This is a genomic window from Sulfuriferula sp. GW1 (genome assembly GCF_047300855.1).
Classification (GTDB): domain Bacteria; phylum Pseudomonadota; class Gammaproteobacteria; order Burkholderiales; family Sulfuriferulaceae; genus Sulfuriferula.
The window spans coordinates 1,584,462-1,609,535 of sequence record NZ_CP170197.1; the positions used below are offsets into that span (position 1 = coordinate 1,584,462).

A 25,074-nucleotide genomic window follows, 5' to 3' on the forward strand; every position below is an offset into this window, starting at 1 on the left:
TCCCATTAATACTTTCATTCTGCGTGCAGCCGGTGTTGCCAAGCAAGTCGCGTTGAACGGCGTAGCGCTGACCATACTGCATCCTGCCAGCTTCGACATCCAGCGCGGTGAATCAGTTGCCATTGTAGGTGCGTCCGGCTCTGGAAAATCCACCTTGCTCGGCTTATTGGCCGGGCTGGACCTGCCCAGTGAGGGCGAAGTGTGGCTGGACGGGCACGCGCTTGGGTCGCTGGATGAGGATGGCCGAGCCCGGCTGCGTGGTGCATTGATCGGCTTTGTGTTCCAGTCGTTTCAGTTGCTGCCCATGTTGACCGCGCTGGAGAATGTAATGCTGCCGCTGGAATTGAATGGCGCCTCCGATGCACGGGCGCGTGCCCAGCATTGGCTGGAACGGGTGGGGTTGGCCGAGCGTCAGCGTCACCGCGCCCAGCAACTGTCCGGCGGCGAGCAGCAACGCGTGGCCATCGCCCGCGCATTTGCGGTCAAGCCGGCTTTGCTGCTGGCGGATGAGCCCACGGGCAATCTCGATGCCGAAACCGGCGCACGCGTGATTGAATTGCTGTTCGAACTCAACCGCGAGCAAGGCACCACGCTGGTCCTCGTCACACACGATACGCAACTCGCAGGACGCTGTGGCCGCCGTTTGCAACTGCACGCGGGGCATCTGGAAATCGGCACATGAATATTGTTCGGCTGGCATTGCGCATGCTGGCGCGCGAGTGGCGCGCCGGCGAATTGCGCGTACTGGTGCTGGCTGTCATGATTGCCGTGGCCGGGCTGGCCTCGGTGAATGCGTTCACGGTACGCATGCATCTGGCTTTGAGCCAGGAAAGCAATCGCTTGCTGGGCGCGGATCTGGTACTGGTATCGGATCATGCACCCGCCGCCAGGTTGATTGCCGAGGCGCAACGGCGCGGGCTCGCAACAGCACAGACTGCCTTGTTCCCGAGCATGGTGAGCACGCCGCAGCAGAGCCGTCTGGCCGAGATCAAGGCGGTGAGTAACGGCTATCCACTGCGTGGCACGCTACGTATTGCCGATGCGGCATTCGGTGCGGACCATCCTGCCGATGGCATTCCCCGCCCGGGCAGCGTGTGGCTGGAAGCGCGTCTGGCGAATGAATTGCAGGTGACGCCGGGTGCTTCCATACAGGTCGGCTACAGCCAACTCAAAGTGGCGGCGATTCTCACCAATGAACCGGATCGTGGCGGGGATTTTTTCAATCTGGCCCCGCGTCTGTTGATGAACCAGGCTGATTTGCCTGCCACCGGTTTGATCCAGCCGGGCAGCCGCGTGGGTTATCGTCTGCTGATTGCGGGCGGGAGTAAGGCGGTGGAGTCTTATCGAAACTGGCTGGCACAACACCTGGAGCGCGGCCAGCGTGTGCTGGGTGTGCGCGACGCGCGACCGGAAATCCGCAATGTGCTGGACAAGGCCGAGCGCTATCTGGGCTTGGCGGTGCTGCTGGCAGCAATGCTGGCGGCCGTCGCGATTTTGCTATCGGCACGGCATTTTTTGCGCCGTCACCTGGATGCCTGTGCACTGTTGCGCTGCTTTGGCGCCAGCCAGCGCAATATCGTCGCACTCTACGCTTTGCAAATTGCCGTGCTTGGCGTGCTGGCGGCGCTGGCCGGGGTGGCGTTGGGTTATGCCGGGCAGATGGTGCTGGCAGGGCTGTTGGGTAAGCTGGCCAACCTGGTATTGCCGCCCGCCAATGGTTTGCCCTTTTTACAGGCCGCGCTTGCGGGTCTGGTATTGCTGGCGGGGTTTAGCCTGCCCACTCTTTTTGCGCTGCGGCGCACCCCGGCATTACGCATTTTGCGCCGTGATGGCATGGCGTTCGACGCGCTTGGCGCGGCCAGTTACCTGGCCGGGCTGGCAGCGCTGACGGCATTGCTGTTCTGGCAGGTACGCGATACCCGGCTCACCTTGATGGTGCTGTCGGGCATGGGTGCAACCCTGCTGCTTACTGTGTTGCTGGCATGGCTGCTGGTGCTCGGTGCAGGCTGGCTGGGTGCACGCAGCCGGGGCAGTTGGCGCCAGGGCCTGCTCAACCTGCGCCGCCGTGCCGGCGGCAGCGTGATCCAGGTTTCCGCCTTTACCCTGGGGATGCTGGCATTGCTGCTGCTCACCGTGGTGCGCGGTGATTTGCTCAACAACTGGCGCGCCACCTTGCCTGCGGATGCCCCCAACCGTTTTGTCATCAACATCCAGCCGGATCAGGTTGCGCCACTGCGGGTTTTTTTCCGTAGTCATGGACTGGCTGAGGCGACTCTCTACCCGATGATACGCGGGCGGCTGACAGCCATTAACGGGCATGCGGTGAATGTAGCGGCCTATGCCGACCAGCAGACCCGGCGCCTGCTGGAGCGCGAGTTCAACCTGTCTTATGCCGACCGGTTGATGCAACAAGGCAATCAGCTGGTTGCGGGCTACGGCTGGAACAGCGCCAACGCCGCACCGCAATTTTCAGTAGAGCAGGGCATCGCGGAAAAATTGCATCTCAAGCTGGGGGACAGTTTGAGTTTCGACGTGGGCGGCATGCCTGTCTCCGCGCAGATCACCAGTCTGCGCAAAGTCAACTGGGACAGTTTCCGGGTGAATTTTTTTGTGATCGCCAACAGTAGTCTGCTGCAGAATATTCCCGCCAGCTACATCACCAGCTTTTATCTTCCCGCACAGCAGTCTGGCGTGTTGAATGAAATGGTCAAGGCCTATCCCAATCTGACTGTCATCGACGTGTCTGCCATCATGAAGACGGTGCAGGATATGCTCGACCGCGTTACCGCAGCGGTGCAGTTCGTGTTCATATTCAGCCTCGCATCAGGCTTGGTGGTGTTATACGCAGCACTCGCCGCTACTCGCGACGAGCGCGCGCTGGAAACTGCGCTGTGGCGCGTACTCGGTGCGCGGCGCGGGCAATTATGGGTAGCACAGGTGACTGAATTCGCCGCGATTGGCTTGCTGGCCGGCCTGCTCGCTGCAGCCGGGGCGAGCGCGATTGGCTGGGCCTTGAGCAGCGAAGTATTCAACTTGCCATACCATTTCAATCCGATGCTGTGGATTTCCGCAATGGTTTTGGGTAGCGCGGGTGTGGCGCTGGCCGGAGTGGCCGGACTGTGGGGGATCAGCAGGGAAGCGCCGCTTGCGACCTTGCGCGCAGCGGCCTAGGGATTGTCCGACTAGACTTTATTACGCATGGCGCGCTGTACTTCGCGATCGGTTTCACGTTCCTTGGCGCTCTGGCGTTTGTCATGCTGTTTCTTGCCTTTGGCCAGGCCGATTTCCAGCTTGATGCGGCCACGCTTGTAGTGCATATCCAGCGGCACCAGGGTATACCCTGCGCGCTCCACCTTGCCGATCAGCTTGCTGATTTCTTCGGCGTGCAACAGCAGTTTGCGGCTGCGTGTGGCGTCCGGATGGACGTGGGTGGAAGCGGTGGCCAGCGGGCTGATATGCGCACCGATCAGAAATATTTCGCCATTCTTGATGACCACATAAGCTTCTTTCAGCTGCACGCGCGAGGCGCGGATGGCCTTCACCTCCCAGCCTGCCAAGATCAGGCCGGCTTCGTATTTGTCCTCGATGAAATAATCGTGGAAGGCTTTTTTGTTCTGCGCGATGCTCATTGGTTTTTCCGGCGTCAATCGTGTATTTTACCAGTTTTTACAGGCAAGGCTGACGATGGCTGTTGTAAACAAAAGCGTGCTGGTCGGGCATTCTGCCCAGCAAATGTTTGAACTGGTAGATGGGGTGGAGCACTACCGTGAATTTTTACCCTGGTGCGGCGGCACCGAGGTGAAATTGCGCGACGGCCACACTACTATAGCTACCATCCATATTGACTATATGCACATCAAGCAGCACTTCACTACCGAAAATCTCAATCAGCCGCCGCATCTCATCAAGATGAAACTGCTCGACGGGCCATTCAAAAAACTCGACGGGGAATGGCACTTCAAAGCACTGACCGAAGATGCCTGCAAGATTGAATTCATGCTGAATTACGAATTTTCCAACAAGCTGCTGGATACAGTGCTCGGGCCTGTTTTCAGCTATATTGCCAATAGCTTTGTCGAATCTTTCATCCAGCGCGCAGAACAAATATACGGAGCATCATGAGCGAACAAATAATGGTGGAGGTTGCCTATGCAAAGCCCGACATCCAGGTAATTCTGCCGGTCCGGCTAACTGCGGGCGCGACAGCGCTGCAGGCCATCGAAGGCTCGGGCATTCTGGAAAAATTTCCGGAAATCGACCTCAAGCAAAATAAAATCGGTATTTTTGGCAAACTGACCAAACCCGAAACCACGTTGCGCGACAAGGATCGCGTGGAAATTTATCGCAAGCTGATTGCCGATCCCAAGGAAGTCAGGCGCCAGCGCGCCGAAGAGGGCAAAGCAATGAAAAAAGGTGGGGGAGAACTGGAAAAAAATGAAGACGCATAAAGCGGCTTCAAAAATATGCGCCATTAATTTAGAAACGGAAATAAAAACGGGCGCCGATGCGCCCGTTTTTATTGGCTGATGCGCCCGTTTTTATTGGCTTGTACAGATGCCGCTTATTTAAATACGTCGGTCGTAGGATATTTCAACTGAGCGATGCTCAGCTTGGCCAGTTCGCTGGCAAACTTGGCATTTTTCAGCACAGCGTCGCTATCCCCTTTTTTGGCGGCATCCTGCGCATTTTTTAATGCAGCGGCAGCAGTCGTCCATTCGTTCCCGTCTTTCTTGGAAGCACCGACATCACTTTCAGCCTGCTTTAGCGCAGCTTGAGCCGCAGCGCTGATGCCGGGGGTGGCCTGAGCCGAAGCCTGGGTGCTGCTCGTGCCATTGGACGTACTGGCACAGCCACCCAGCGCCAATAAACCTGCACTCGCCAAAGCAATTAAAAGTTTCGTCATCTTCAAATCTCCTCTGCTATCTGGTTTGTAATTAGCGAATCTAACCGAACACTGGGCCAGTTGGTGCAAACATAACTATTCATACGCCCTACGTCAAATGCTTTTGCAATATCTGGTAGGTATTTACCACTTCTGTCCGGGCTTTCCGCCCAATATCGAGTTGCCGTATAATAGCGCTTTGCACAGGAACAAAATAATTATGCGTGTCGTACAAAAAGCGCTAACCTTCGACGACGTTCTGCTCGTTCCAGCACACTCCGATATACTGCCTCGCGATGTTAGCCTGCAAAGCCGACTGACACGCACCATCGCCCTTAATATTCCCCTCGTCTCGGCCGCCATGGATACGGTGACCGAAGCACGCCTGGCGATTGCCCTGGCACAGGAAGGAGGCCTGGGTATCGTACACAAGAATATGACGGCCGAACTGCAGGCGCTTGAAGTATCGCGCGTCAAACGGTTTGAGTCCGGCGTGGTTAAAGACCCGGTCACGATTTCCCCGGGCATGAGTGTGCGCAATGTTTTGGAAATCACTCGCCGTCATCGCATTTCGGGTCTGCCTGTGGTGGATGCAACAGGCAAGGTGGTGGGTATTGTCACCAATCGCGATTTGCGTTTCGAGACCAATCTTGACCAGACCATCAGCAACGTCATGACGCCACGGGAACGGCTGGTGACCGTCAAGGAAGGCGCCAGCCGTGAAGAAGCGCTGGCCTTATTGCACAAGCATCGCCTGGAACGCGTACTGGTGGTCAACGATGCGTTCGAACTGCGTGGCCTGATTACGGTAAAAGATATCCAGAAATCTTCCGAGCATCCCAACGCATGCAAGGACAGCCTGGGTCACCTGCGTGTGGGTGCCGCAGTCGGCGTAGGGGCGGGTACCGAAGAGCGCGTAGCGGCACTGTCCGAGGCCGGCGTGGACGTGATTGTGGTGGACACGGCGCACGGCCATTCCAAGGGTGTTCTGGATCGGGTCAAATGGGTCAAGACCCACTTCCCTCATATCCAGGTGATCGGCGGCAATATCGCGACGGCCGCAGCCGCACTGGCGCTGGTGGATCATGGCGCCGATGCAGTCAAGGTGGGTATCGGCCCCGGCTCGATCTGCACCACACGTATCGTGGCGGGCGTAGGCGTGCCGCAAATTACAGCAATTCACAATGTGGCTGAAGCGTTGAAGGACAGTGGTGTGCCGTTGATTGCTGACGGCGGGATCCGCTATTCCGGTGACATTGCCAAGGCGCTGGCCGCTGGCGCCCACACGGTAATGCTGGGCGGCTTGTTTGCTGGCACTGAAGAAGCACCCGGCGAGATCGAGCTGTTCCAGGGCCGCTCGTACAAATCCTATCGCGGCATGGGTTCGCTGGGGGCAATGCAAAAAGGTTCCAGCGACCGTTATTTCCAGGACAACGAAACCGCAGATAAATTCGTGCCTGAAGGTATCGAAGGCCGCGTGCCCTACAAGGGCAGCATGCTCGCGGTAATTCACCAGCTGATGGGCGGGGTACGTTCCAGCATGGGCTATCTGGGCTGCGCCACCGTGGCGGATATGCATGCGCGTGCCGAATTTGTGGAAATCACTTCTTCCGGCGTACGTGAGTCGCATGTCCATGATGTGCAGATCACTAAAGAAGCGCCCAACTACCGCGTTGACTCTTAATTTATTCCGCAAGCGTGAGAAAGCTTATTTCCTTCTCGCGTGTTTCGGAGCCACAGTGGTTGCGCCGCTAAAAAATCCATATGACACACCAAAAAATCCTTATTCTCGATTTCGGTTCCCAATACACCCAACTCATTGCACGCCGGGTTCGGGAAACCAACGTTTATTGTGAGCTTCACTCATATGACGTAGACGAAGCGTTTATTCGCGCCTTTGATCCGGCCGGTATTATTCTGTCAGGTGGTCCCGCTTCGGTTATCGAGGAAGAGACTCCGCGTGCGCCGCAAGTGGTATTTGAATTGGGGGTGCCGGTACTGGGTACCTGCTACGGCATGCAAACCATGGCCGCGCAACTCGGCGGTGCCGTGGAAAATTCCATGCAGCGCGAATTCGGTTATGCGGAAGTGCGAGCGCAAGGGCATTCAGCGCTACTGCGCGACATCCAGGACCGTGTAAATGAATCCGGTCATGGCCTGCTTGATGTGTGGATGAGCCATGGCGACAAGGTCACTGTGCTACCCGAAGGCTTCAAGATTATTGCCAGCAACGCGGCCACCCCCATCGCCGGTATGGCAGACGAAACACGCCGTTTCTACGGTTTGCAATTCCATTCCGAAGTTACTCACACCCTGCAAGGCAAGGCCATCATTGCACGCTTTGTGCACGACATCTGCGGGATTGGTTATGACTGGAATATGCCCGACTATGTGGAAGAAGCAATAGGCCGGGTGCGCTCTGAGGTCGGCAGCGACGAAGTTATTCTCGGTTTGTCTGGCGGCGTGGATTCCTCGGTGGTAGCGGCGCTGCTGCATCGTGCCATTGGCGACCAGCTTACCTGTGTGTTCGTGGACAATGGCCTGCTGCGCCTGAACGAGGCTGAGCAGGTGATGGAAACTTTCGCCAAAAATCTGGGGGTGAAAGTCATCCACGTGGATGCCAGCGCGGAATTCATGAAACATTTAACCGGCGTTACCGAGCCCGAGCAGAAGCGCAAGATTATCGGCCGTGAATTCGTGGAAGTATTCCAGCGCGAATCCGCCAAACTGCCCAATGCGAAATGGCTGGCGCAGGGCACCATTTACCCGGATGTAATCGAATCCGCCGGCGCCAAGACCAAAAAGGCGCACGCCATCAAATCCCACCACAACGTGGGGGGGTTACCGGAAAGCCTGCATCTGAAGCTGCTGGAACCCTTGCGCGAACTGTTCAAGGACGAAGTACGCGAACTCGGCATTGCGCTCGGCCTGCCACATGACATGGTTTACCGTCACCCCTTCCCGGGTCCTGGTTTAGGTGTGCGGATACTCGGCGAAGTGAAGCAGGAATATGCTGATTTACTGCGACATGCAGACGCGATTTTTATTGAAGAATTGCGCGCAAGTGGCTGGTATGAAAAAACTTCCCAGGCTTTTGCCGTATTCCTGCCGGTGAAATCCGTCGGTGTAATGGGTGACGGGCGAACTTATGATTACGTAGTCGCGCTGCGCGCTGTTCAAACCCAGGATTTCATGACAGCGCACTGGGCAGAGTTGCCTTATACACTGCTTGGCAAGGTCTCCAACCGTATTATCAATGAGATACGAGGCATTAATCGGGTGGTTTATGATATCTCTGGGAAACCACCGGCCACTATCGAGTGGGAATGATTTTAGGTCTTTCGGCAGCTTTCGCGGATTATCGGAAAAACAACTTAATTTATTGATTTATATAAGTTTATATGCCGACATCTATCGGCATCTATCGACGACAAGCAAAACTTTTTGTCGGTAATCCTGTCGGTAATGAAAGCTAGGCCAATCATCCAAAATTTTTTACCGTCTGACTTATTTTGCTGATGACGGTAAAAAATAGCGTGAAAAGCTAGTATTCATAGGGGTTTCAGAGAATTCTGTTACTTTCAAGCCGTTGACGGTAAAATGGCCGTTATCAGGAGTAAGAACCGATGCTTACCGACACTGCACTGAAGAACCTTAAGCCCAAGGACACGCCTTACAAGGTGACGGACCGGGATGGCATGTACGTCACGGTCTCGTCGGCGGGTACCGTTACATTCCGCTATGACTACAGGATCAACGGCAGGCGCGAGACGCTGACGATTGGGCGCTACGGGTCGGGCGGTCTGTCGCTGGCTCGGGCGCGCGAAAAATGCATCGACGCAAAGCGGGCCGTTTCGGAAGGCCAGTCCCCGGCGCAGGAAAAGCAGCGCGAGAAACGGCGCCTGTCGGAAGCCCAAACCTTCCAGGAATTTACCGACAAATGGTATGAGGAAGCCAGGATGGCCGATAGCACCCGGTCGATGCGCAAGAGCATCCTTGACCGGGATATCCTGCCGGTGTTCAAAAACCGTCTGTTGAGCGAGATTAGCCCCGACGATCTTCGTGACCTGTGCAATAAGGTCAAGGACAGGGGAGCGCCAGCAACAGCGATCCACGTCCGCGACATCATCAAACAAATCTACGGTTTCGCTATCCTGCACGGCGAGAAGGTGGCCAACCCTGCCGACGACGTGGGACCATCGTCGATCGCCACCTTCGTGCCGAGGGATCGGGCGTTGTCGCCTACGGAGATACGCGTCTTGCACAAGGAGTTGGAGTACGTGGCTTCGTACCCGACCATCAAACTGGCGCTGCGGCTGATCCTGCTCACACTGGTGCGCAAGGGCGAACTCATCCATGCGACGTGGGACGAGATCGACTTCGAGAACGCGCTGTGGACCATTCCGAAAGTGCGCATGAAAGCTGCCAAGGCCCACAACATCTACCTGTCACAGCAGGCGCTCGACATTATGATCGCGCTGCGCACTTGCGCCGGTGGCTCGAAGTACCTGCTGCCCTCGCGCTATGACGGCGACAAGTGCATGTCGAACGCCACGCTGAATCGCGTCGCGCAGATAGTCGTTGAGCGGTCGAAAGCGAAGGGCTTACCCATCGAAAGCTTCAGCGTGCATGACCTGCGCCGCACCGGTTCGACCATCCTCAACGAACTCGGTTTTAACAGCGATTGGATTGAGAAGTGCTTGGCGCACGAAGATGGCCGCTCATCACGCGGTGTCTACAACAAGGCCGAATACGCTGAGCAGCGCCGGCACATGCTGCAAGAATGGGCCGACATGATTGATGCTTGGGTGGCCGGCAAGTCACACACGCCGACGTTGCTGCCCCCGTCGATGAAGGTCATCACGACACAAGCACTGCTTTGATGCTTTGATTGCGTATCCCGGTCGCGTTGAGCGCCTGTGCCTGAAAGCGCTGACCACTGCAAAGACATTAGTTGGTATTGACCATTGGGGGAAAGTGAGATTTCTGAAATCGTCGCAGTCCGGCTATTTCCATGTGTTTAATCTGACAGAGCCGACTTGTCCGGAAAGTACGGAAAGCGGAAGTACAAGATCTGTTGTATGGCCGTCTCTTGCTCGGCCATTGCGGACCGTCGGCTTCGCGAGAGTTCGATTGATTATAAGTGACCGCTTTGCGGCAAGCAATTCGCAACGTGCTACAGTCACTGTGCAGCGTCAGGAGTCATTGAGGTTTTGGCGGTGAATGACTCGTCAAGGCTAAAATCGGCTGCACGATTTTGCAAACTGGTCGCTCGAAAGCCGACATCCAAATGCGCACTCAGTCGCCATTTTCCCACACTGTCAGACCGCCAATAACAACGTGCTAGCCAGGTTGCAGCAGTTTTTCAAATTCGTCTGCTCGCACGGGTGCTGCAAAAAAATATCCTTGCGCATAGTCGCAGTCTGCTGACTGAAGGCTAACGCGTTGGGTTATCGTCTCCACGCCCTCTGCTATCACCTTGATTCCGAGCTTATGCGCCATCGCGATGATGGCCTGCGAGACCGATTCGTTGCTCGCGTCGCCGGCCATATCGTGTATGAGGGACCGATCGATCTTGATGGTATCGACAGCGAATTTTTTTAGATGGGCGATGGATGAGTACCCCGCTCCAAAATCATCAACTGCCACCTCAATACCGGCGTCATGTAGTGCGACGATTCTGTCGCTGACATTGCCCCACTCATTCAAAAAAGCTTCTTCTTTTATATCGACTGAAAGGCTATGCGGCGCCAGCCCAAGACTTTTTATATAGGCTCCCCAGTTACTTGTGTAATTGTGGTCGATGAACTGCTTGGCCGACAAGTTGATGTTGATTTGAAACGGCATTCCCAATAAAGCGCTCCATAGGCGCGAATGCAAAGCTGCTTCGGTAAATACCCAATTGCCGATCTCATCCATCACCCCGGCCTCTTCAGCAGGCCCCATAAATTGTCCCGGAAGCATCAGGCCTAACTCGGGATGGTTCCATCGCAAGAGTGCTTCTGCCTTGACAATGCGCCCCGTGGCTATATCGAGTATCGGTTGGTAATACACCTCGAGTTGTTGCTGCGGTAAGGCCACACGCAGGTCGGTGATTAACCGGGAGCTTGGTTCCACAGATTGCTCCTGATTGGGCAAGAAAAAGTTGAAACGGTTGCGCCCCGCGGTTTTCGCCACATACATCGCCTGGTCCGCGTTTTTAATAAGCTGTTCGGCTGAATTGGCATCTTGGGGGCAGAGCGTGATGCCGATAGTGGCAGAGATGTGAAGGATGTTATCGTTAATCTGAAAAGGTGTTGCGAGTTCTTTTAAGATTTTTTCAGCGACGATCTCGACATGCTCTGTGCCGATCAGGTCTGTCAGTATGACTGTGAATTCGTCACCGCCCAGACGCGCTACGGTATCGGTTGCCCGAACACACGAGCGGATGCGATCTGCTACCAGTCGCAATAAGATATCGCCCGAATCGTGCCCAAACCTATCATTGGCTTCTTTGAAGTGATCGAGATCAATAAACAGCAAGGCGATCGGTGCACCCGTGCGTCCGGTATGTTTGACTGACTGGTTCAGTCGATCGCCAAACAAGCGTCGATTGGGCAGGCCTGTTAATAGATCGTAGTTGGCTTTTTGCCAGTTTCTATTCTCCGAAATTTTGCGCTTGGTAATGTTGCGAGCAGTCCCGGCAACAGCTTCAACTTTGCGCCTCTTGGTAAGGACAGGGGCAAAAATGAAATCATAAAACTCCACTTCTCTACCCGGAGCTGTATAGGGAATATCTCCGCGAAATTGTTGTTTGCTGGCGATGACCTGTTGAATTTGGCCCTGCATTTCAGCCGCTGCAGAGAAATGAAGATCGAAGAAATTTGTCCCCACGATTTTATCGATGGGTAGCCCCAACAATTGAATTAGCGCTTTGTTGGCATAGGCAAACCTGCCCTCCAGGTCGAAGGTAAAACTGAGATCAGGGGAGGACGACAAAATCGTCTCGAACACGCGAGTTTGCTTGTCTCTTTCCGCTGAATAACTATCAACAGATTCGCTGACCGCCTGATCGATGGCTTCGTTAAATCGAATGATGTCCTCATTCGCGGATTTCGATACCGGCTTAGCGAGATGCGCGTCTTGCCATAGTCGGGTAACACTGGCGCGCAACGCTCGATATTCCGCCATAGCTGAAACCAAACTGAACCCCAACTCCAGGCGCTCTACGCCATGGGTTGTGGCTGCCGTTTTGGTAGCGGGGCGATGACCTTTCGACTTTTCGGCTTGATGGAGGGGGGACTCTGGACGAGCAAGATCGGCGGCAATCGTTTCCAGCATTTTTTTGACGTGATCACGCAACATGGCTTGATCCGCTCTTTGGGATGCTGGAAACAAGGTGGCCGCGAATTTCTCCCACTCCACGAGGATGGGTTCGAGGTTCTGCAGAATAAAGTGTGATAGTCGCATGTTGTCTATCTCTAGTTAAATCGCTATTTCTCTCACGGACTGCACCACATGGTGACAGGAAGACTCATTTCATTCGCCAAATCACCGACCAGCACAGACTGCTCAGGCTGGCTGCGATGGAGCGTCACTCGAAAACGAATAACCGGACTTGCTTTGCTTTGCCAAGTACATTGCGGCGTCGGCACTTTTGATCAAGGCCTCCACCGTGGTGCCATCTCTCGGATAGATCGATCAGGCTGAAGATCCCGATTCGAGAACTCTTCATTGAGGACTAAGTTTACCGACGCCAGTTCATCTCCAGACTCTTTGACCATGCCCAGGACAATCTCGCTCTCTTTCAACACTTGGGACAACGCTTTTATTGGCTCGGTGACTTGTGCTAATGTTGAAATCGGCTTCTTTTTCATGGGGGGGCGCTATTTGGCAGCTCAGCCGCGTTACGTGGCTTCTCTTTAAATTTTGCCCGGATCACAGAAAATAAACGGTGCGGTAGCGAACGGAGTCACCTGAAGGAGGAGATCATCTGATAGCGCATGGCTTCAACGCATTGACGATTCGCACTGTTTCAAGGTGGCATCCCCTGTCCGTCATTGCCGAGTAGGACTAGGAAATCCCTGGCCAGGTATGTTTCCATAAAGCCGGCTTTGACGAAAGACTGCAACCGCTGCGGACTTGACTTACGAAAGTACGGTCTGAACGGCGCATAGGGGTCGAATGTGTGAGTTCGCCAATGTCCGCTGTCGGGCTGTTTAGTTTGTGGTGTACTAGAAAAATTATCATGCTCTGAAGCAGACGTCTGCCAACAGTCACCCCCGACCCTCAGCGGACTTTCGAGCCTTGAAAAAAGCTGACGCGCCACGCCGAAGCTCAGCTGCGGACTTGCTGGAGCGCCTTGTTGGGCGGCGTCGGAGTCATCCCTTTGGCGGTGGAACCACTCCCAACTGCATCATCAGTCCAAGCGTGTCCATGATGATGCGCGTGTCCTTAATTTTTCCGCCATCCAAGCGGTCGATAACCATGCCCCAAACCGTCACAGTTTGATCCGTGGCTGGCACGCCTAAAAATGTCCCACGATGCGTACCTGTCCACTCGAACCGTGACACCACCTTGTCGCCCTCGGCTATCTGTTCTTGGACCGTCCAATGCATGTCGGGAAACGCCTCCCTCAAACCACGCAATGCGTACTTCAACCCTTCAATACCCGGCCCTTGGCCAGGAAGCGGAACTTGCTCGACCATGTCTTCCCAGAAGAACTCCCCGGCAGCATCGACTTCTCCTCTGTTCAGAACCTTCTCAATAAATTGGAGTACAACGCTGCTGTTGGATTGCATGATCCGTTCCCTTCGGTTGAATTGTTGAATAGCTAGCTTAGACGGCCAGCATTGGCAGAGCAACCGAAAAGTTCCATATGCATATGCTGCCTTGCGGCGCTTGACCGTCCGCTTCAGGGAATAACTTCGGATGGCCGCAACTGGAACACAGTGACTGTAGCAATTTGCGAATTGCGTGCCGCAAAGTTGTCACTCATAATCAATCTAATTCTCGCGAAGGCGGCGGTCCGCAATGGCCGGTAAGCCGCCTATCCTAGCGATTCTGCGACGGACCGGAAGTCGGCCATTGCGGTCATATACCGTATACCGAAATGCAGTCACTCAGAAGAGGAATTGGACGTCCGCTTTCTCGAAGACGAAATGATGTTTTGGCTCCATATCCGACCCCGACGGTCGATGACACTGACTTTCTGGTGTTGGTCCGCTTTTGCCAAACTTGTTTCTTGCCAATTATAAAACCACTTCACAACCGCGATTGCATTCCAGCAAACCGCTGTAAATCGTTGCAAATCTCATCCAAACGTCATCAAAAAATAAAACTTGATGACGGCAGTTGAAATTCAACGGGGTTTATTCTTATAGAAGTGCAATAAATACATTACGATCAAGTATTTGCCACGTTATTCTCCTTTTATTTTGCAAAATTCAGGCTAGTATTACCAAAGAAATGGGAGACATGTCATGATTGTTTTGCCCGCATCACTTTATTTTTCAGCAACGAGTTGGCCGCTTCATTATCCATGAACGCCGAGCCGGCGATTATGGGAAAACCGGATCAACTCCTGGTTTTTACTTTGGGCGATCAGCGCTGCGCCCTGTATCTGCCAGTGGTGGACAGAGTGGTGCGTGCGGTGGAGATTAGCCCGTTGCCGAAGGCACCGGACATCGTGCTTGGTGTGGTCAATGTGCACGGAGAAGTGATCCCGGTCATCAACGTGCGCAAGCGTTTTGGCCTGCCGCAACGGGACATTGCGCTCACTGACCAGCTCGTCATCACCCACACGGTGCGGCGGCCGGTAGCGCTGGTGGTGGATACGGTGACCGGTGTCGTCGAATGCACCGCGCGGGAACTGGTCGTGGCGGAGGGTATCCTGCCCGAGCTTGAATATGTTCAAGGTGTGGCGAAGCTCAAGGATGGCTTGATCCTGATCTACAATCTGGAACAGTTTCTCTCCCTGGAAGAAGAAGATTCTCTGGACCAGGCCATGACCCCTCTTTGATGCAGAACATACGCTCTCCTTTTCCAGATTCACTTTTGTCCAGTCTGAGCGATTTCCTCGCTGCACAGACCGGGCTGTACTTCCCGAAAAACCGCTGGAGTGACCTGGAGCGGGGAATCGTCGCAGCCGCCCGCCAGTTCGGCATTCCGGATGCGCAAGCATGCGCGCACTGGCTGTTGTCCTTACCCCTGACGCGCAGCCAGATCGAGACCCTCGCCAGCCATTTGACCGTGGGCGAAACTTATTTTTTCCGCGAGAAGCGGAGCTTCGAGGCGCTCGAACAGCACATCCTCCCGGCGTTGCTGCATGCGCGCGAGCACACCGAACGGCGGCTGCGCATCTGGAGCGCCGGTTGCAGCACGGGCGAGGAAGCCTATTCCATCGCCATGCTCCTCGACCAACTAATCCCCGACCCTGAAAAATGGAATGTCACCATCCTGGCCACTGACATCAACCCGGCATTCCTGGGTAAGGCGGCAGCAGGAATGTACGGCGAATGGTCGTTCCGCGACACGCCGGCCTGGATCCGGGCGCGTCATTTCAAACACGGAAAAAATGCGCGCTTCGAGATCCTGCCGCGCATCCGCAAGCGGGTGACATTTTCCTACCTCAACCTTGCCGACGACGTTTACCCTTCACTCACCAACAACACCAACGCGATGGACGTGATCTTCTGCCGCAATGTACTGATGTATTTCACCGCGGCGCGGGCGAAGCAGGTCATCGAAAACTTCCACCGCTCGCTCGTCGATGGTGGGTGGCTCATCGTCAGTCCCGTGGAAACCTCGACCAGCCTGTTTTCCGGATTCACCGCCGTCAGCTTTCCCGGAACGGTTCTCTACCGCAAGCTTACCAACTCGGAATCGCCGGCTGTCGCAACTACTTGCCCCGCTGCGGTACCTGGCTTATTGCCCGAGACCTTGCTGCCGGAATGCCTGGTTGGGGATGCAATCCTCTCTATCCCGTTGCACAAAGCGCCGTTGAATTTGGATCGCCCGGCAGAGCAACCAGGCGAAGCACCTCTGGTCGTGGTGAATGATAACGCAGCGCCGTCCTGTGCAGCGCGGGCCTGTGCCAACCAGGGAAAGCTCACCGAAGCGGCCGAATGGTGCGAACAGGCGATTGCCGCCGACAAGCTGAATCCCGCGCACCCGTATCTCCTCGCCACCATCCGGCAGGAGCAGGGCCACTACGACCTCGCCGTACAGGCGCTGATGCGCGCGCTCTATCTCGATCCCGATTTCGTACTCGCGCATTTCGCGTTGGGTAACCTGCGTCTGGCGCAAGGCCGCCGCCGCGAGGCGGAGCGGCATTTCAGAAATGCCTTCGCGCTCCTGCAGCGGCACCCGCGCGACGAACCCCTGCCCGAGTCAGACGGGCTGAGCGCCGGTCGGCTGGTCGAGATCATCACATCCGTGCTGTCCAGCCTGCCGCGCGCTGCAGCGGTCGGCGTATGAGAGGTATTAAGGCATGAGCACACCTAAGCCAGGGTCGCGAGAACAGAAAAAAGTGTCTGTCGACTGGCGCGATATAGAGCGGCGCATGGCGGCCACGCGCGCCGCGATCGAGCGCGGATCGACGCCGCCACCCGCAGAGGCACAACGCATCCTGAAGGCAAGAGCGCAGGCGCTGGCCCGGGAACCCGCGCCGGAAGAAGCCGCCAATGCGCGCATCGAGGTCGTGGAATTTCTGCTGGCCTACGAACACTACGCGGTCGAATCGCGTTATGTCCGGGAGGTCTATCCCCTGGAAAGCCTCACACCCCTACCGTGCACGCCGGCCTTCGTACTCGGCATCATCAACCTGCGCGGCGAGATACTCTCGGTCATCGACATCAGGAAATTTTTCGAGTTGCCGGAGCAAGGGCTGACCGATCTCAACAAGGTCATCGTGCTGCACTCCGAAAACATGCTCTTCGGCATCCTGGCGGATGCGATTACCGGCGTGCGCCGCATCCCCATCGCCGATATTCAGTCATCCCTGCCCACGCTCACGGATATCCGGGCAGCGTATTTGCGGGGCGTGACGCCTGATCGAACAGTCATTCTCGATGCGGAAAAACTCCTGTCCGACGCGAACATCATCGTGCAGGAGCAGGTGGATCGGTAGCGGACAAATGGTTCCTGGCTCGACAGAAAAACAAGGAGAACAGTGATGAAATGGTTCCTCAATTTGAAAACGCGCGGCAAGCTCTTCGCCGGATTCGGGCTGATGCTCGTTTTTCTCGCAATTGTGATCGTGGCTGCTTATCTCGGTATCACGGCGATCCAGGCGTCACAAAAGCGTCTCTACCAGAAGGAATTTGCCAACGCCGTGGATCTGCTGAACATTCGCTCGGACGAGAACGGCATGCGGGCCGCGCTGTTCAGCATGATGATGGCGACAAAGCACTCCGATCAGGATGGCTGGCATCAGAATATCGAGCAGCGCGGCAAGGAAATCGCCACGGCCACGCAGCAACTGCTGGAACGCAACCGCAACAATCCAGGGCTGCTTGCCCAGCTCGACAAGCTCGAGACAATACGCGAGGCGTTCACGCAGACGCGCGACAACCAGCTCATCCCGCTGATCTATGCAAACAAGACAGACGAAGCCAAGGCGCTGGCGCTAGGCATCCAGGAGGAACGCTACCGCAAGATACGCGTCATTGCCCAGGAGCTGGGCGACTCAGCGGTGGAAAAGGCGCGCGCCGCCGTGGCGGAATCCGAGCGCTGGACGCAGCAGATGGTGCGCCTGTTCGTCTTCATGGGTATCGCGGCGATGCTGCTCGGACTGGCTATGGTACTGCTTCTCAACCGGATTATAGTCCAGCCGCTGCGCGCGATCTCGGATGTTGCCGAACGAGTAGCGTCAGGCGATCTTACCGTCAACGTCCCGGAAAACGATCGTGCCGATGAAGTCGGTACCCTTGGGCGCACTTTCCACGGGATGGTCGAAAACCTGCGGCGGCTCACACGCGAGATTAACGAAGGGGTTGGGGTACTGGCCTCGACCTCAAGCGAGATTCTCGCCACCACTACCCAGGTTGCTTCGGGTGCGGCCGAGACGGCCAGTGCGGTGAGCGAGACCACGGCGACGGTAGAGGAAGTAAAGCAGACCGCGCAGCTTGCCAGCCAGAAAGCGAAGTACGTCTCCGACAGCGCGCAGAAGACCGCCCAGGTCTCGCAGACCGGACGCAAATCGGTTGAAGACGCGATTGCCGGCATGCAGCATATCCAGGAACAGATGGAATCCATCGCTGAAAGTATCGTGCGCCTGTCCGAGCAGAGCCAGGCCATCGGCGAGATCATCGCCACCGTCAACGACCTGGCCGAGCAGTCGAATGTGCTTGCGGTGAACGCCGCCATCGAAGCGGCCAAGGCCGGCGAGCATGGCAAGGGTTTCGGCGTGGTGGCGCAGGAGGTCAAGAGCCTGGCGGAACAATCCAAGCAGGCGACCAGCCAGGTGCGCGCTCTTCTGGGCGATATCCAGAAAGCCACCGGCGCCGCCGTGCTGGCCACCGAACAGGGTCACAAGGCGGTCGAGACCGGGGTGAAGCAGACCACGGAGACCGGCGAATCCATCCGCCTGCTCGCCGAGAGCATCAACGAAGCGGCACAGGCGGCCACGCAGATTGCCGCATCGAGCCAGCAGCAGATGGTGGGCATGGATCAGGTGGCGCTGGCGATGGAAAACATCAAGCAGGCCAGCGTGCAGAACGTGTCCGGCACCAAGCAGGCGGAAGTCGCCGCGCAGGGGCTGCATGAATTGGGGCAGCGGCTGAAGCTGTTGGCGGAACAATACAAAGTTTGATGGTCTTCAATCCAACAGAGAGGATGGCTATATGAAATGGACCATTGGAACAAAGATTGGTGCTGGATACGCGCTGGCACTGGCCATGCTGGTAGTTCTGGGCACAGTCTCATACCGGAACACGGCCGGCTTCATCGAAGCCGCGCAGCTGAGAGCACACTCCTATCAGGTGCTTGATAATCTCAACAAGGTGCTCTCTGCCCTGAAAGATGCCGAGACCGGGCAACGCGGCTACATCATAGTTGGAGAAGAGCCTTATCTGGAACCGTACCAGAGCGGGACGGCGGCTGTGAATAAGGCGCTCCAAAATCTCCGGAACCTGACGGCGGACAACCCCAACCAGCAGCATCGGCTCGATGCGCTTGCGCCCCTTATTGCGGCAAAACTTTCCGAACTTAAGGAAACGATTGATTTGCGGAAAAGCAAGGGGTTCGAGGCTGCGTTACAGGTGGTACGGACGGATAAGGGAAAGCAGGTGATGGATGATATTCGAAAACTCATCGCCGCGATGGGAAACGAAGAGAAGAAATTATTAGAACAGCGGGATGGTGAGGTGAAAGCCAATTCCGAAACCACGATTGCCACCATTGTTTACGGTATTCCTCTTGCCTTTGCAGTGTTGGCCCTGTTTGGTTTTCTGCTCACTCGCACCATTACCCGCCAGTTGCGTGAAAGCATTAACCTGCTGTCGTCCTCCGCAGCCGAGATTTTGGCCACCACTACCCAGGTTGCTTCGGGTGCGGCCGAGACGGCCAGTGCGGTGAGCGAGACCACGGCGACGGTAGAGGAAGTAAAGCAGACCGCGCAGCTTGCCAGCCAGAAAGCGAAGTACGTCTCCGACAGCGCGCAGAAGACCGCCCAGATCTCGCAGACCGGACGCAAATCGGTTGAAGACGCGATTGCCGGCATGCAGCATATCCAGGAACAGATGGAATCCATCGCTGAAAGCATCGTGCGCCTGTCCGAGCAGAGCCAGGCCATCGGCGAGATCATCGCCACCGTCAACGACCTGGCCGAGCAGTCGAACGTGCTTGCGGTGAACGCCGCCATCGAAGCGGCCAAGGCCGGCGAGCATGGCAAGGGTTTCGGCGTCGTGGCGCAGGAGGTCAAGAGCCTGGCGGAACAATCCAAGCAGGCGACCAGCCAGGTGCGCGCTCTTCTGGGCGATATCCAGAAAGCCACCGGCGCCGCCGTGCTGGCCACCGAACAGGGTCACAAGGCGGTCGAGACCGGGGTGAAGCAGACCACGGAGACCGGCGAATCCATCCGCCTGCTCGCCGAGAGCATCCATGAAGCGGCACAGGCGGCCACGCAGATTGCCGCATCGAGCCAGCAGCAGATGGTGGGCATGGATCAAGTGGCGCTGGCGATGGGAAACATCAAGCAGGCCAGCGTGCAGAACGTGTCCGGCACCCGGCAGGCGGAAGTCGCCGCGCAGGGGCTGCATGAGCTGGGGCAGGAACTGGCCACATTAATCGGACGCAAGGTCGCCTGAGCGGACAGCCGAATACTGGAAACGGAACAGAACCATGGCCAAACAAAACGATGAGTTTCTGAAAAGACTGCTCGCGACGTTCCGGATCGAGGCAGGCGAACATCTTCAAGCGATGTCGTCGGGATTGCTCGAACTGGAGAAAATGCCGGTTGGCTCACGGCGGGCGGAAATCGTCGAGCAGGTGTTCCGCGAAGCGCACAGCCTGAAGGGTGCTGCCCGTGCTGTGAATCTGACGCAGATCGAATCCGCCTGCCAGCCGCTGGAAAGCGTGTTCGCGGCGCTGAAGAGCAATCAGCTCGCCGTCTCGCCGCCGTTGCTGGATCTCCTGCACCAGACGATTGATGCCCTCGGCGGTTTACTGGTTCCGCAAACCGGTGCGCAGGAAACCCGCAATCCGGTAATCGGCAGGCTGATTCGGCAACTCGACGATGCGTTGACAGGGCCATTGCCAGAACACACACAGCCGCAAGCGATTCCGCCGCCATCCACGCCTGCCACTCCAAATGAGGCTGTCGAGACGGGCGGTGTACCTTCACCCGCGCCGCGATCTCACAGTTTGACCTCCGGAACCATCCGGGTTTCCACGGCGAAGCTCGACGGCGTGATGCGGCAGGTTGAAGAACTGCTGTCGCCCCGGCTGGCGTCAGGTCAACGCGCCAGGGAGCTGCGCGAGACCGCTGCCCTGCTCGCAGGCTGGAAAAAGGAACGGGTGCGGATTCAGCCCACACTCAGGCTGGTCGAAAGTTTATGCGAACCGGGTGGCAAGAACAACGAAGCCGCCAAGGGCCCGCAACAAATCCGCAAGCTGCTCGAATATCTGGATGTCGAACATGGCTACATCAAAACGCTCGAAGACCGTCTGGCGAAATTGAAGAAATCCGCCGAGCACGATTTGCGCACACTAACCGGTATGACCGACAGCCTGCTTTACGACGTGAAGGAGATGCAGTTGCTGCCGTTCGCGTCGCTGCTCGAGATTCTCCCCCGCTTCGCCCGCGAGCTGGCCCGCGAGCAGGGCAAGGAGATAGAGCTGGTGTTCCAGGGCGGCGAGATTGAAATCGATCGGCGCATTCTGGAGGAGATGAAGGATCCGCTCATCCACCTGTTGCGCAACGGCATCGATCACGGCATCGAAAAACCGGCGCTGCGCCGGGAGAGGCAGAAGCAGCCGCACGGAACGTTCAGCGTGGCGATCTCGCAACAGGACAGCGGCAAGGTCGAGATACGCATTGCCGATGACGGGGCGGGCATCGACGCCGCCAGTGTGAAGGCCGCGGCCGGCAGGCTTGGCATGGTTGCGCCCGAGGCGGCGGAAAGCCTCGGCCCAGCGGAAGTGCTGGCGCTGATTTTCCAGTCCGGCATTTCCACCAGCCCCCTCATCACGGACGTCTCCGGGCGCGGGCTCGGCCTTGCGATCGTGCGGGAAAAGGTCGAGCGGCTGGGCGGCTCTGTCGTCCTCGAGTCCCGCCCCGGCAAAGGAACCGAGTTCCGTATCGTCCTGCCGCTGACACTGGCCAACTTCCAGGGCGTCACCGTTCGCGCCGGCGGTCATCTGTTCATCATTCCCGCCATCAGTGTCGAGCGCGTGGCGCGCGTAGCCAGCCAGAACATCCAGACCGTGGAAAACCGGGAAACGATCGCGCTTGATGATCAGGTGCTTGCGCTGGCCTGGCTCAGCGATGTGCTGGAACTGCCGCGCAAGGGCACGGCGGACGAATCGGCCGGCACCCTGCAAACAGTCGTGCTGGCACTGGGTACGCAACGTATCGCATTCCGTGTGGAGGAGATCGTCGGGGAACAGGAAGTGCTGGTCAAGCCGCTTGGGCCGCAACTCACGCGCGTGCGCAACGTCGCCGGTGCGAGCGTGCTGGGAACGGGGGAAGTCGTGCCGGTTCTCAATGTTCCCGACCTGCTGAAGTCGGCCGTGAAGCGGGCGATGGCGCCGCTTGCACTCGCTGCCGAAAAACACGGGGAAACGGAGAAGCAATCCATCCTGGTGGTGGAAGATTCGATCACCTCGCGGGCGTTGCTCAAGAACATACTCGAATCGGCAGGCTATCATGTCACCACCGCGGTGGACGGTGTTGACGCCTACACCGCACTCAAGACCGGCACGTTCGACCTGATCGTCTCGGATGTAGAAATGCCGCGCATGGACGGCTTCGACCTGACGGCCAAGGTGCGCGCGGATAAGCAACTCGCGGAGCTGCCGGTGGTGCTGGTGACGGCGCTGGGCTCGCGCGAACACCGCGAACGCGGCATCGACGTTGGTGCCAACGCCTATATTGTGAAAAGCAGCTTCGACCAGAGCAACCTGCTGGAAGTCATTGGCAGGCTCATTTGAGCGGCGGGCGTCAGCGCGGGCATTCGATGCAACGGCAACCATAATCTAAGTATTTTTGTGGAAAAAAACGTGACGAACCGACTATTCGTGAGTAAGCGAACTTGATGAAAGCGATTGCCATGGCCCGTTTCCGTTCATTGCAAATCTCTTTGCGCACGCGCTTCACCTTGGGACTCGGGGCTGTGCTGTTGCCGTTTCTGCTGGCGGCTGCCGTAGGTCTGTTTTATCTTTTGCCACGTCTGGTCGATCCACTGGAGGATATCGTCAGGGAGGTCACCGAGGAGATGAGCCCCGTGATGCATCTTCAGGCGGACCTCCTCACGGCCACCATGCCGATCCACGATTACCTCGTCAACGGTGATCCAGGTGAGTCGATACAGTTCATTCAACTGAACCACCGGGTGGAGCTTGCCTTCAAGGAGGCCACGCCGGAGCGATTCTCCCTGGCGCAGGAGCGCGAGCTGATCGTATCCGCGCGCAGGGAATGGCAGCAGGCCCGGCAGATCGGTGAGGCGCTGCTGCATTTGCGCAATCCCATCGGCGACACGCAAGCCGCGCGCGAATTGAAGCGTTTCGATGCGCATGTCTATCTGTCCGTAGGCCTGCTGGACCAGATCCACGATATTTCCCGCCGGTTCATCGATGCGGATCGGGCAACAGCTCGTGTCACCAGGATACGCAGTATCTGGATCACATTCGGCGCTTTCACGGCAGCGCTGGCAACCGGTCTGCTGGTCAGCGTCGCACTGGCGCGCTCCATCCTCACGGGCGTGGACGCCCTGCGTCAGGGCGCCGCGCGCCTGTCCGCAGGTGAGCTTTCCTACCGTGTAATCCTGGCGCAGCGTGACGAACTGGGTGAACTCGCCACGGCGTTCAATACCATGGCGAATAAGCTGGAACAAAATCAAAAAGCACTCTACGAACTCGCGACCCGCGACGGCCTTACCGGCCTCTACAACCACAACACATTCTATACGCTGCTCGCCGACGAACTCGCACGCGCACAGCGCTTCAAGCGGCCGGTTGCGCTGCTGATGCTCGACATTGACCACTTCAAGCACGTCAACGACACGCACGGACATCAGGCGGGAGACACCATTCTCAAGGGACTGAGCGAACTGTTGAACCAGCAGGCGCGCGTCATCGACCGCGTATGCCGCTACGGCGGTGAGGAAATCGCCGTCATCCTGCCGGAGACTGATTCCGACGCCGCCGCCGATATCGCCGAGCGCATGCGCGCCAGCGTGGAAATGCAGCCGTTTGACATCAGCATGGGCGCGCCTGTGCGCATTACCGTCAGTATCGGAGTCGCGTCCTGGCCGCTGCATGGAGACGGTGCGGACACGTTGGTCGCGGCCGCCGATGCGGCTCTGTACGCAGCCAAACGGAGCGGCAGAAACCGGATTAGCCGTTATGAACCAATGCGCCATGGATGAGCATATGCAGAAGCTTGCACAATTCATCGTTTCGGGAAAAAGCACAATGAGGCAACTCCTTTGATCAACGTCCTGGTGGTGGAAGATTCGCCCGCGGTGCGTGAATTTCTCATTCACGTTCTCGGCGCGGACCCCGGCATCCGGGTAGTCGGCACGGCACATGACGGCGAGGAAGCGCTCGATGCCGTGCGCCGCTATCGGCCCGACGTGATCACGATGGACATCCACATGCCGAACATGGATGGCCTGGAAGCGACACGCCTCATCATGGAAACCGATCCCACCCCCATCGTGATCGTGAGCGGGAGCACTGATCCGCACGAAACTGCAATGATGTTTCGCGCCATGGAAGCAGGTGCTTTGGCCGTACTCATGCGGCCAAACGGCATCGGTCATCCGGATCATGAAACCACTGTGCAGGAGCTGGTGCAGACGGTGAAACTGATGTCGGAAGTCAAGGTGGTGCGGCGCTGGCCCCGAGTGCGCCGCGATGCGCCGGTCCCGCTATCGATGAAGATGGGGCTTGCGTATACACCGGCGAAGGTGCGGATCGTCGCCATCGGCGCTTCAACCGGCGGCCCGCCGGTGCTCCATACCATACTGGCGGGATTGCCGAAGACGTTTCCGGTGCCGGTATTGATCGTCCAGCATATGGCGGCTGGCTTTATCCAGGGATTCGTCGAGTGGCTGGCACAGTCGGCCAGTCTGCCGGTTCATGTCGCCACCCACGGCGAGCTTCTTCTTCCCGGCCACGTCTACATTGCACCCGACGAGTACCAGATGAAAGTGGAACGCAGCGGCAAGATCGCCCTGACCCGGGACGCGCCCGAAAACGGGCTGCGTCCGTCGGTGTCTTATCTTTTTCGTTCGATTGCCGATAACTATGGGGGCGACGCCGTCGCCGGCCTGCTCACCGGCATGGGACGCGACGGTGCCGAGGAACTGCGGCTATTGAAGGAAAAGGGCGCAGTCACCTTTGCCCAGGATAAGGACAGTTCGGTCGTGCACGGCATGCCGGGTGCAGCGATCAGGCTTGATGCGGCAACCTTTGTCCTTCCCCCGGACAAGATTGCCGCGGTGCTGACGAATCTGGCGAACCACCGAAGCAAAAATGGAGCGTGACGC

Annotated in this window: 19 protein-coding genes; 15 read left to right on the forward strand and 4 right to left on the reverse strand. The window is 57.2% G+C overall.

Annotated features, from left to right (window positions below; genetic code table 11):
- Nucleotides 1-4 precede the first annotated feature (4 nt).
- Nucleotides 5-682 carry an ABC transporter ATP-binding protein gene (locus ACFDAU_RS07765; RefSeq protein WP_413439524.1) on the forward strand — a complete coding sequence of 226 codons (678 nt, stop codon included), beginning with the start codon at nt 5-7 and terminating at the stop codon, nt 680-682.
- The gene (locus ACFDAU_RS07770; RefSeq protein ID WP_413439394.1) at nt 679-3,171 is read left to right on the forward strand and encodes an ABC transporter permease; all 2,493 of its coding nucleotides are present in this window, start codon (nt 679-681) and stop codon (nt 3,169-3,171) included. The genes ACFDAU_RS07765 and ACFDAU_RS07770 overlap by 4 nt, the downstream gene beginning before the upstream one ends.
- A gap of 11 nt (nt 3,172-3,182) precedes the next feature.
- Here ACFDAU_RS07770 and smpB read toward each other — a convergent pair whose 3' ends face one another.
- Nucleotides 3,183-3,629 (reverse strand): SsrA-binding protein SmpB, encoded by a 447-nt coding sequence (gene smpB, locus ACFDAU_RS07775; protein ID WP_124703892.1) that lies wholly within the window; start codon nt 3,627-3,629, stop codon nt 3,183-3,185.
- A gap of 55 nt (nt 3,630-3,684) precedes the next feature.
- Here smpB and ACFDAU_RS07780 point away from each other — a divergent pair, with 55 nt between their 5' ends.
- Nucleotides 3,685-4,122 carry a type II toxin-antitoxin system RatA family toxin gene (locus ACFDAU_RS07780; RefSeq protein WP_413439395.1) on the forward strand — a complete coding sequence of 146 codons (438 nt, stop codon included), beginning with the start codon at nt 3,685-3,687 and terminating at the stop codon, nt 4,120-4,122.
- A complete protein-coding gene (locus tag ACFDAU_RS07785; protein WP_413439396.1) occupies nt 4,119-4,448 on the forward strand; it encodes an RnfH family protein in 330 nt (109 codons plus the stop codon). Before ACFDAU_RS07780 ends, ACFDAU_RS07785 begins: the two co-directional genes overlap by 4 nt.
- 113 nt (nt 4,449-4,561) lie before the next feature.
- Here ACFDAU_RS07785 and ACFDAU_RS07790 read toward each other — a convergent pair whose 3' ends face one another.
- Complete coding sequence (locus ACFDAU_RS07790) at nt 4,562-4,903, reverse strand: hypothetical protein (RefSeq protein WP_413439397.1); 342 nt, start codon at nt 4,901-4,903, stop codon at nt 4,562-4,564.
- 199 nt (nt 4,904-5,102) lie between these two features.
- On the opposite strand from ACFDAU_RS07790, the gene guaB reads away from it, so the two are divergent.
- From guaB to ACFDAU_RS07805, 3 genes are all read left to right on the forward strand, one after another.
- On the forward strand, nt 5,103-6,566 hold the full coding sequence (gene guaB, locus ACFDAU_RS07795) for an IMP dehydrogenase (RefSeq protein WP_413439398.1): 1,464 nt from the start codon (nt 5,103-5,105) through the stop codon (nt 6,564-6,566).
- 80 nt (nt 6,567-6,646) lie between these two features.
- Nucleotides 6,647-8,212: a glutamine-hydrolyzing GMP synthase gene (gene guaA, locus ACFDAU_RS07800; RefSeq protein ID WP_413439399.1), complete on the forward strand. Its 1,566-nt coding sequence runs from the start codon at nt 6,647-6,649 to the stop codon at nt 8,210-8,212.
- A gap of 296 nt (nt 8,213-8,508) precedes the next feature.
- Complete coding sequence (locus ACFDAU_RS07805; RefSeq protein ID WP_413439400.1) at nt 8,509-9,765, forward strand: tyrosine-type recombinase/integrase; 1,257 nt, start codon at nt 8,509-8,511, stop codon at nt 9,763-9,765.
- A 460-nt stretch (nt 9,766-10,225) separates the two neighbouring features.
- Here the strand turns inward: ACFDAU_RS07805 and ACFDAU_RS07810 are convergent, their stop codons facing one another.
- Together ACFDAU_RS07810 and ACFDAU_RS07815 are read right to left on the reverse strand one after the other, a co-directional pair.
- Nucleotides 10,226-12,331: a putative bifunctional diguanylate cyclase/phosphodiesterase gene (locus tag ACFDAU_RS07810; protein ID WP_413439401.1), complete on the reverse strand. Its 2,106-nt coding sequence runs from the start codon at nt 12,329-12,331 to the stop codon at nt 10,226-10,228.
- Nucleotides 12,332-13,242: 911 nt separating this feature from the next.
- A complete protein-coding gene (locus ACFDAU_RS07815; protein WP_413439402.1) occupies nt 13,243-13,662 on the reverse strand; it encodes an ester cyclase in 420 nt (139 codons plus the stop codon).
- Between the two features lie 761 nt (nt 13,663-14,423).
- On the opposite strand from ACFDAU_RS07815, the gene ACFDAU_RS07820 reads away from it, so the two are divergent.
- The 8 genes from ACFDAU_RS07820 (at nt 14,424) to cheB (ending at nt 25,071) form a co-directional block, all read left to right on the forward strand.
- A complete protein-coding gene (locus ACFDAU_RS07820) occupies nt 14,424-14,882 on the forward strand; it encodes a chemotaxis protein CheW (protein WP_413439403.1) in 459 nt (152 codons plus the stop codon).
- A gap of 35 nt (nt 14,883-14,917) precedes the next feature.
- A complete protein-coding gene (locus ACFDAU_RS07825; protein ID WP_413439404.1) occupies nt 14,918-16,339 on the forward strand; it encodes a CheR family methyltransferase in 1,422 nt (473 codons plus the stop codon).
- A 13-nt stretch (nt 16,340-16,352) separates the two neighbouring features.
- On the forward strand, nt 16,353-16,991 hold the full coding sequence (locus ACFDAU_RS07830) for a chemotaxis protein CheW (RefSeq protein WP_413439405.1): 639 nt from the start codon (nt 16,353-16,355) through the stop codon (nt 16,989-16,991).
- A gap of 45 nt (nt 16,992-17,036) precedes the next feature.
- Nucleotides 17,037-18,674 (forward strand): methyl-accepting chemotaxis protein, encoded by a 1,638-nt coding sequence (locus ACFDAU_RS07835; protein ID WP_413439406.1) that lies wholly within the window; start codon nt 17,037-17,039, stop codon nt 18,672-18,674.
- Nucleotides 18,675-18,705: 31 nt separating this feature from the next.
- The gene (locus tag ACFDAU_RS07840; RefSeq protein WP_413439407.1) at nt 18,706-20,169 is read left to right on the forward strand and encodes a CHASE3 domain-containing protein; all 1,464 of its coding nucleotides are present in this window, start codon (nt 18,706-18,708) and stop codon (nt 20,167-20,169) included.
- A gap of 34 nt (nt 20,170-20,203) precedes the next feature.
- Nucleotides 20,204-22,513, forward strand: coding sequence for a response regulator (locus tag ACFDAU_RS07845; protein WP_413439408.1), 2,310 nt, complete (start codon nt 20,204-20,206; stop codon nt 22,511-22,513).
- 104 nt (nt 22,514-22,617) lie between these two features.
- On the forward strand, nt 22,618-23,949 hold the full coding sequence (locus ACFDAU_RS07850; protein ID WP_413439409.1) for a diguanylate cyclase: 1,332 nt from the start codon (nt 22,618-22,620) through the stop codon (nt 23,947-23,949).
- Nucleotides 23,950-24,009: 60 nt separating this feature from the next.
- Complete coding sequence (gene cheB, locus ACFDAU_RS07855; RefSeq protein ID WP_413439410.1) at nt 24,010-25,071, forward strand: chemotaxis-specific protein-glutamate methyltransferase CheB; 1,062 nt, start codon at nt 24,010-24,012, stop codon at nt 25,069-25,071.
- Nucleotides 25,072-25,074 lie beyond the last annotated feature (3 nt).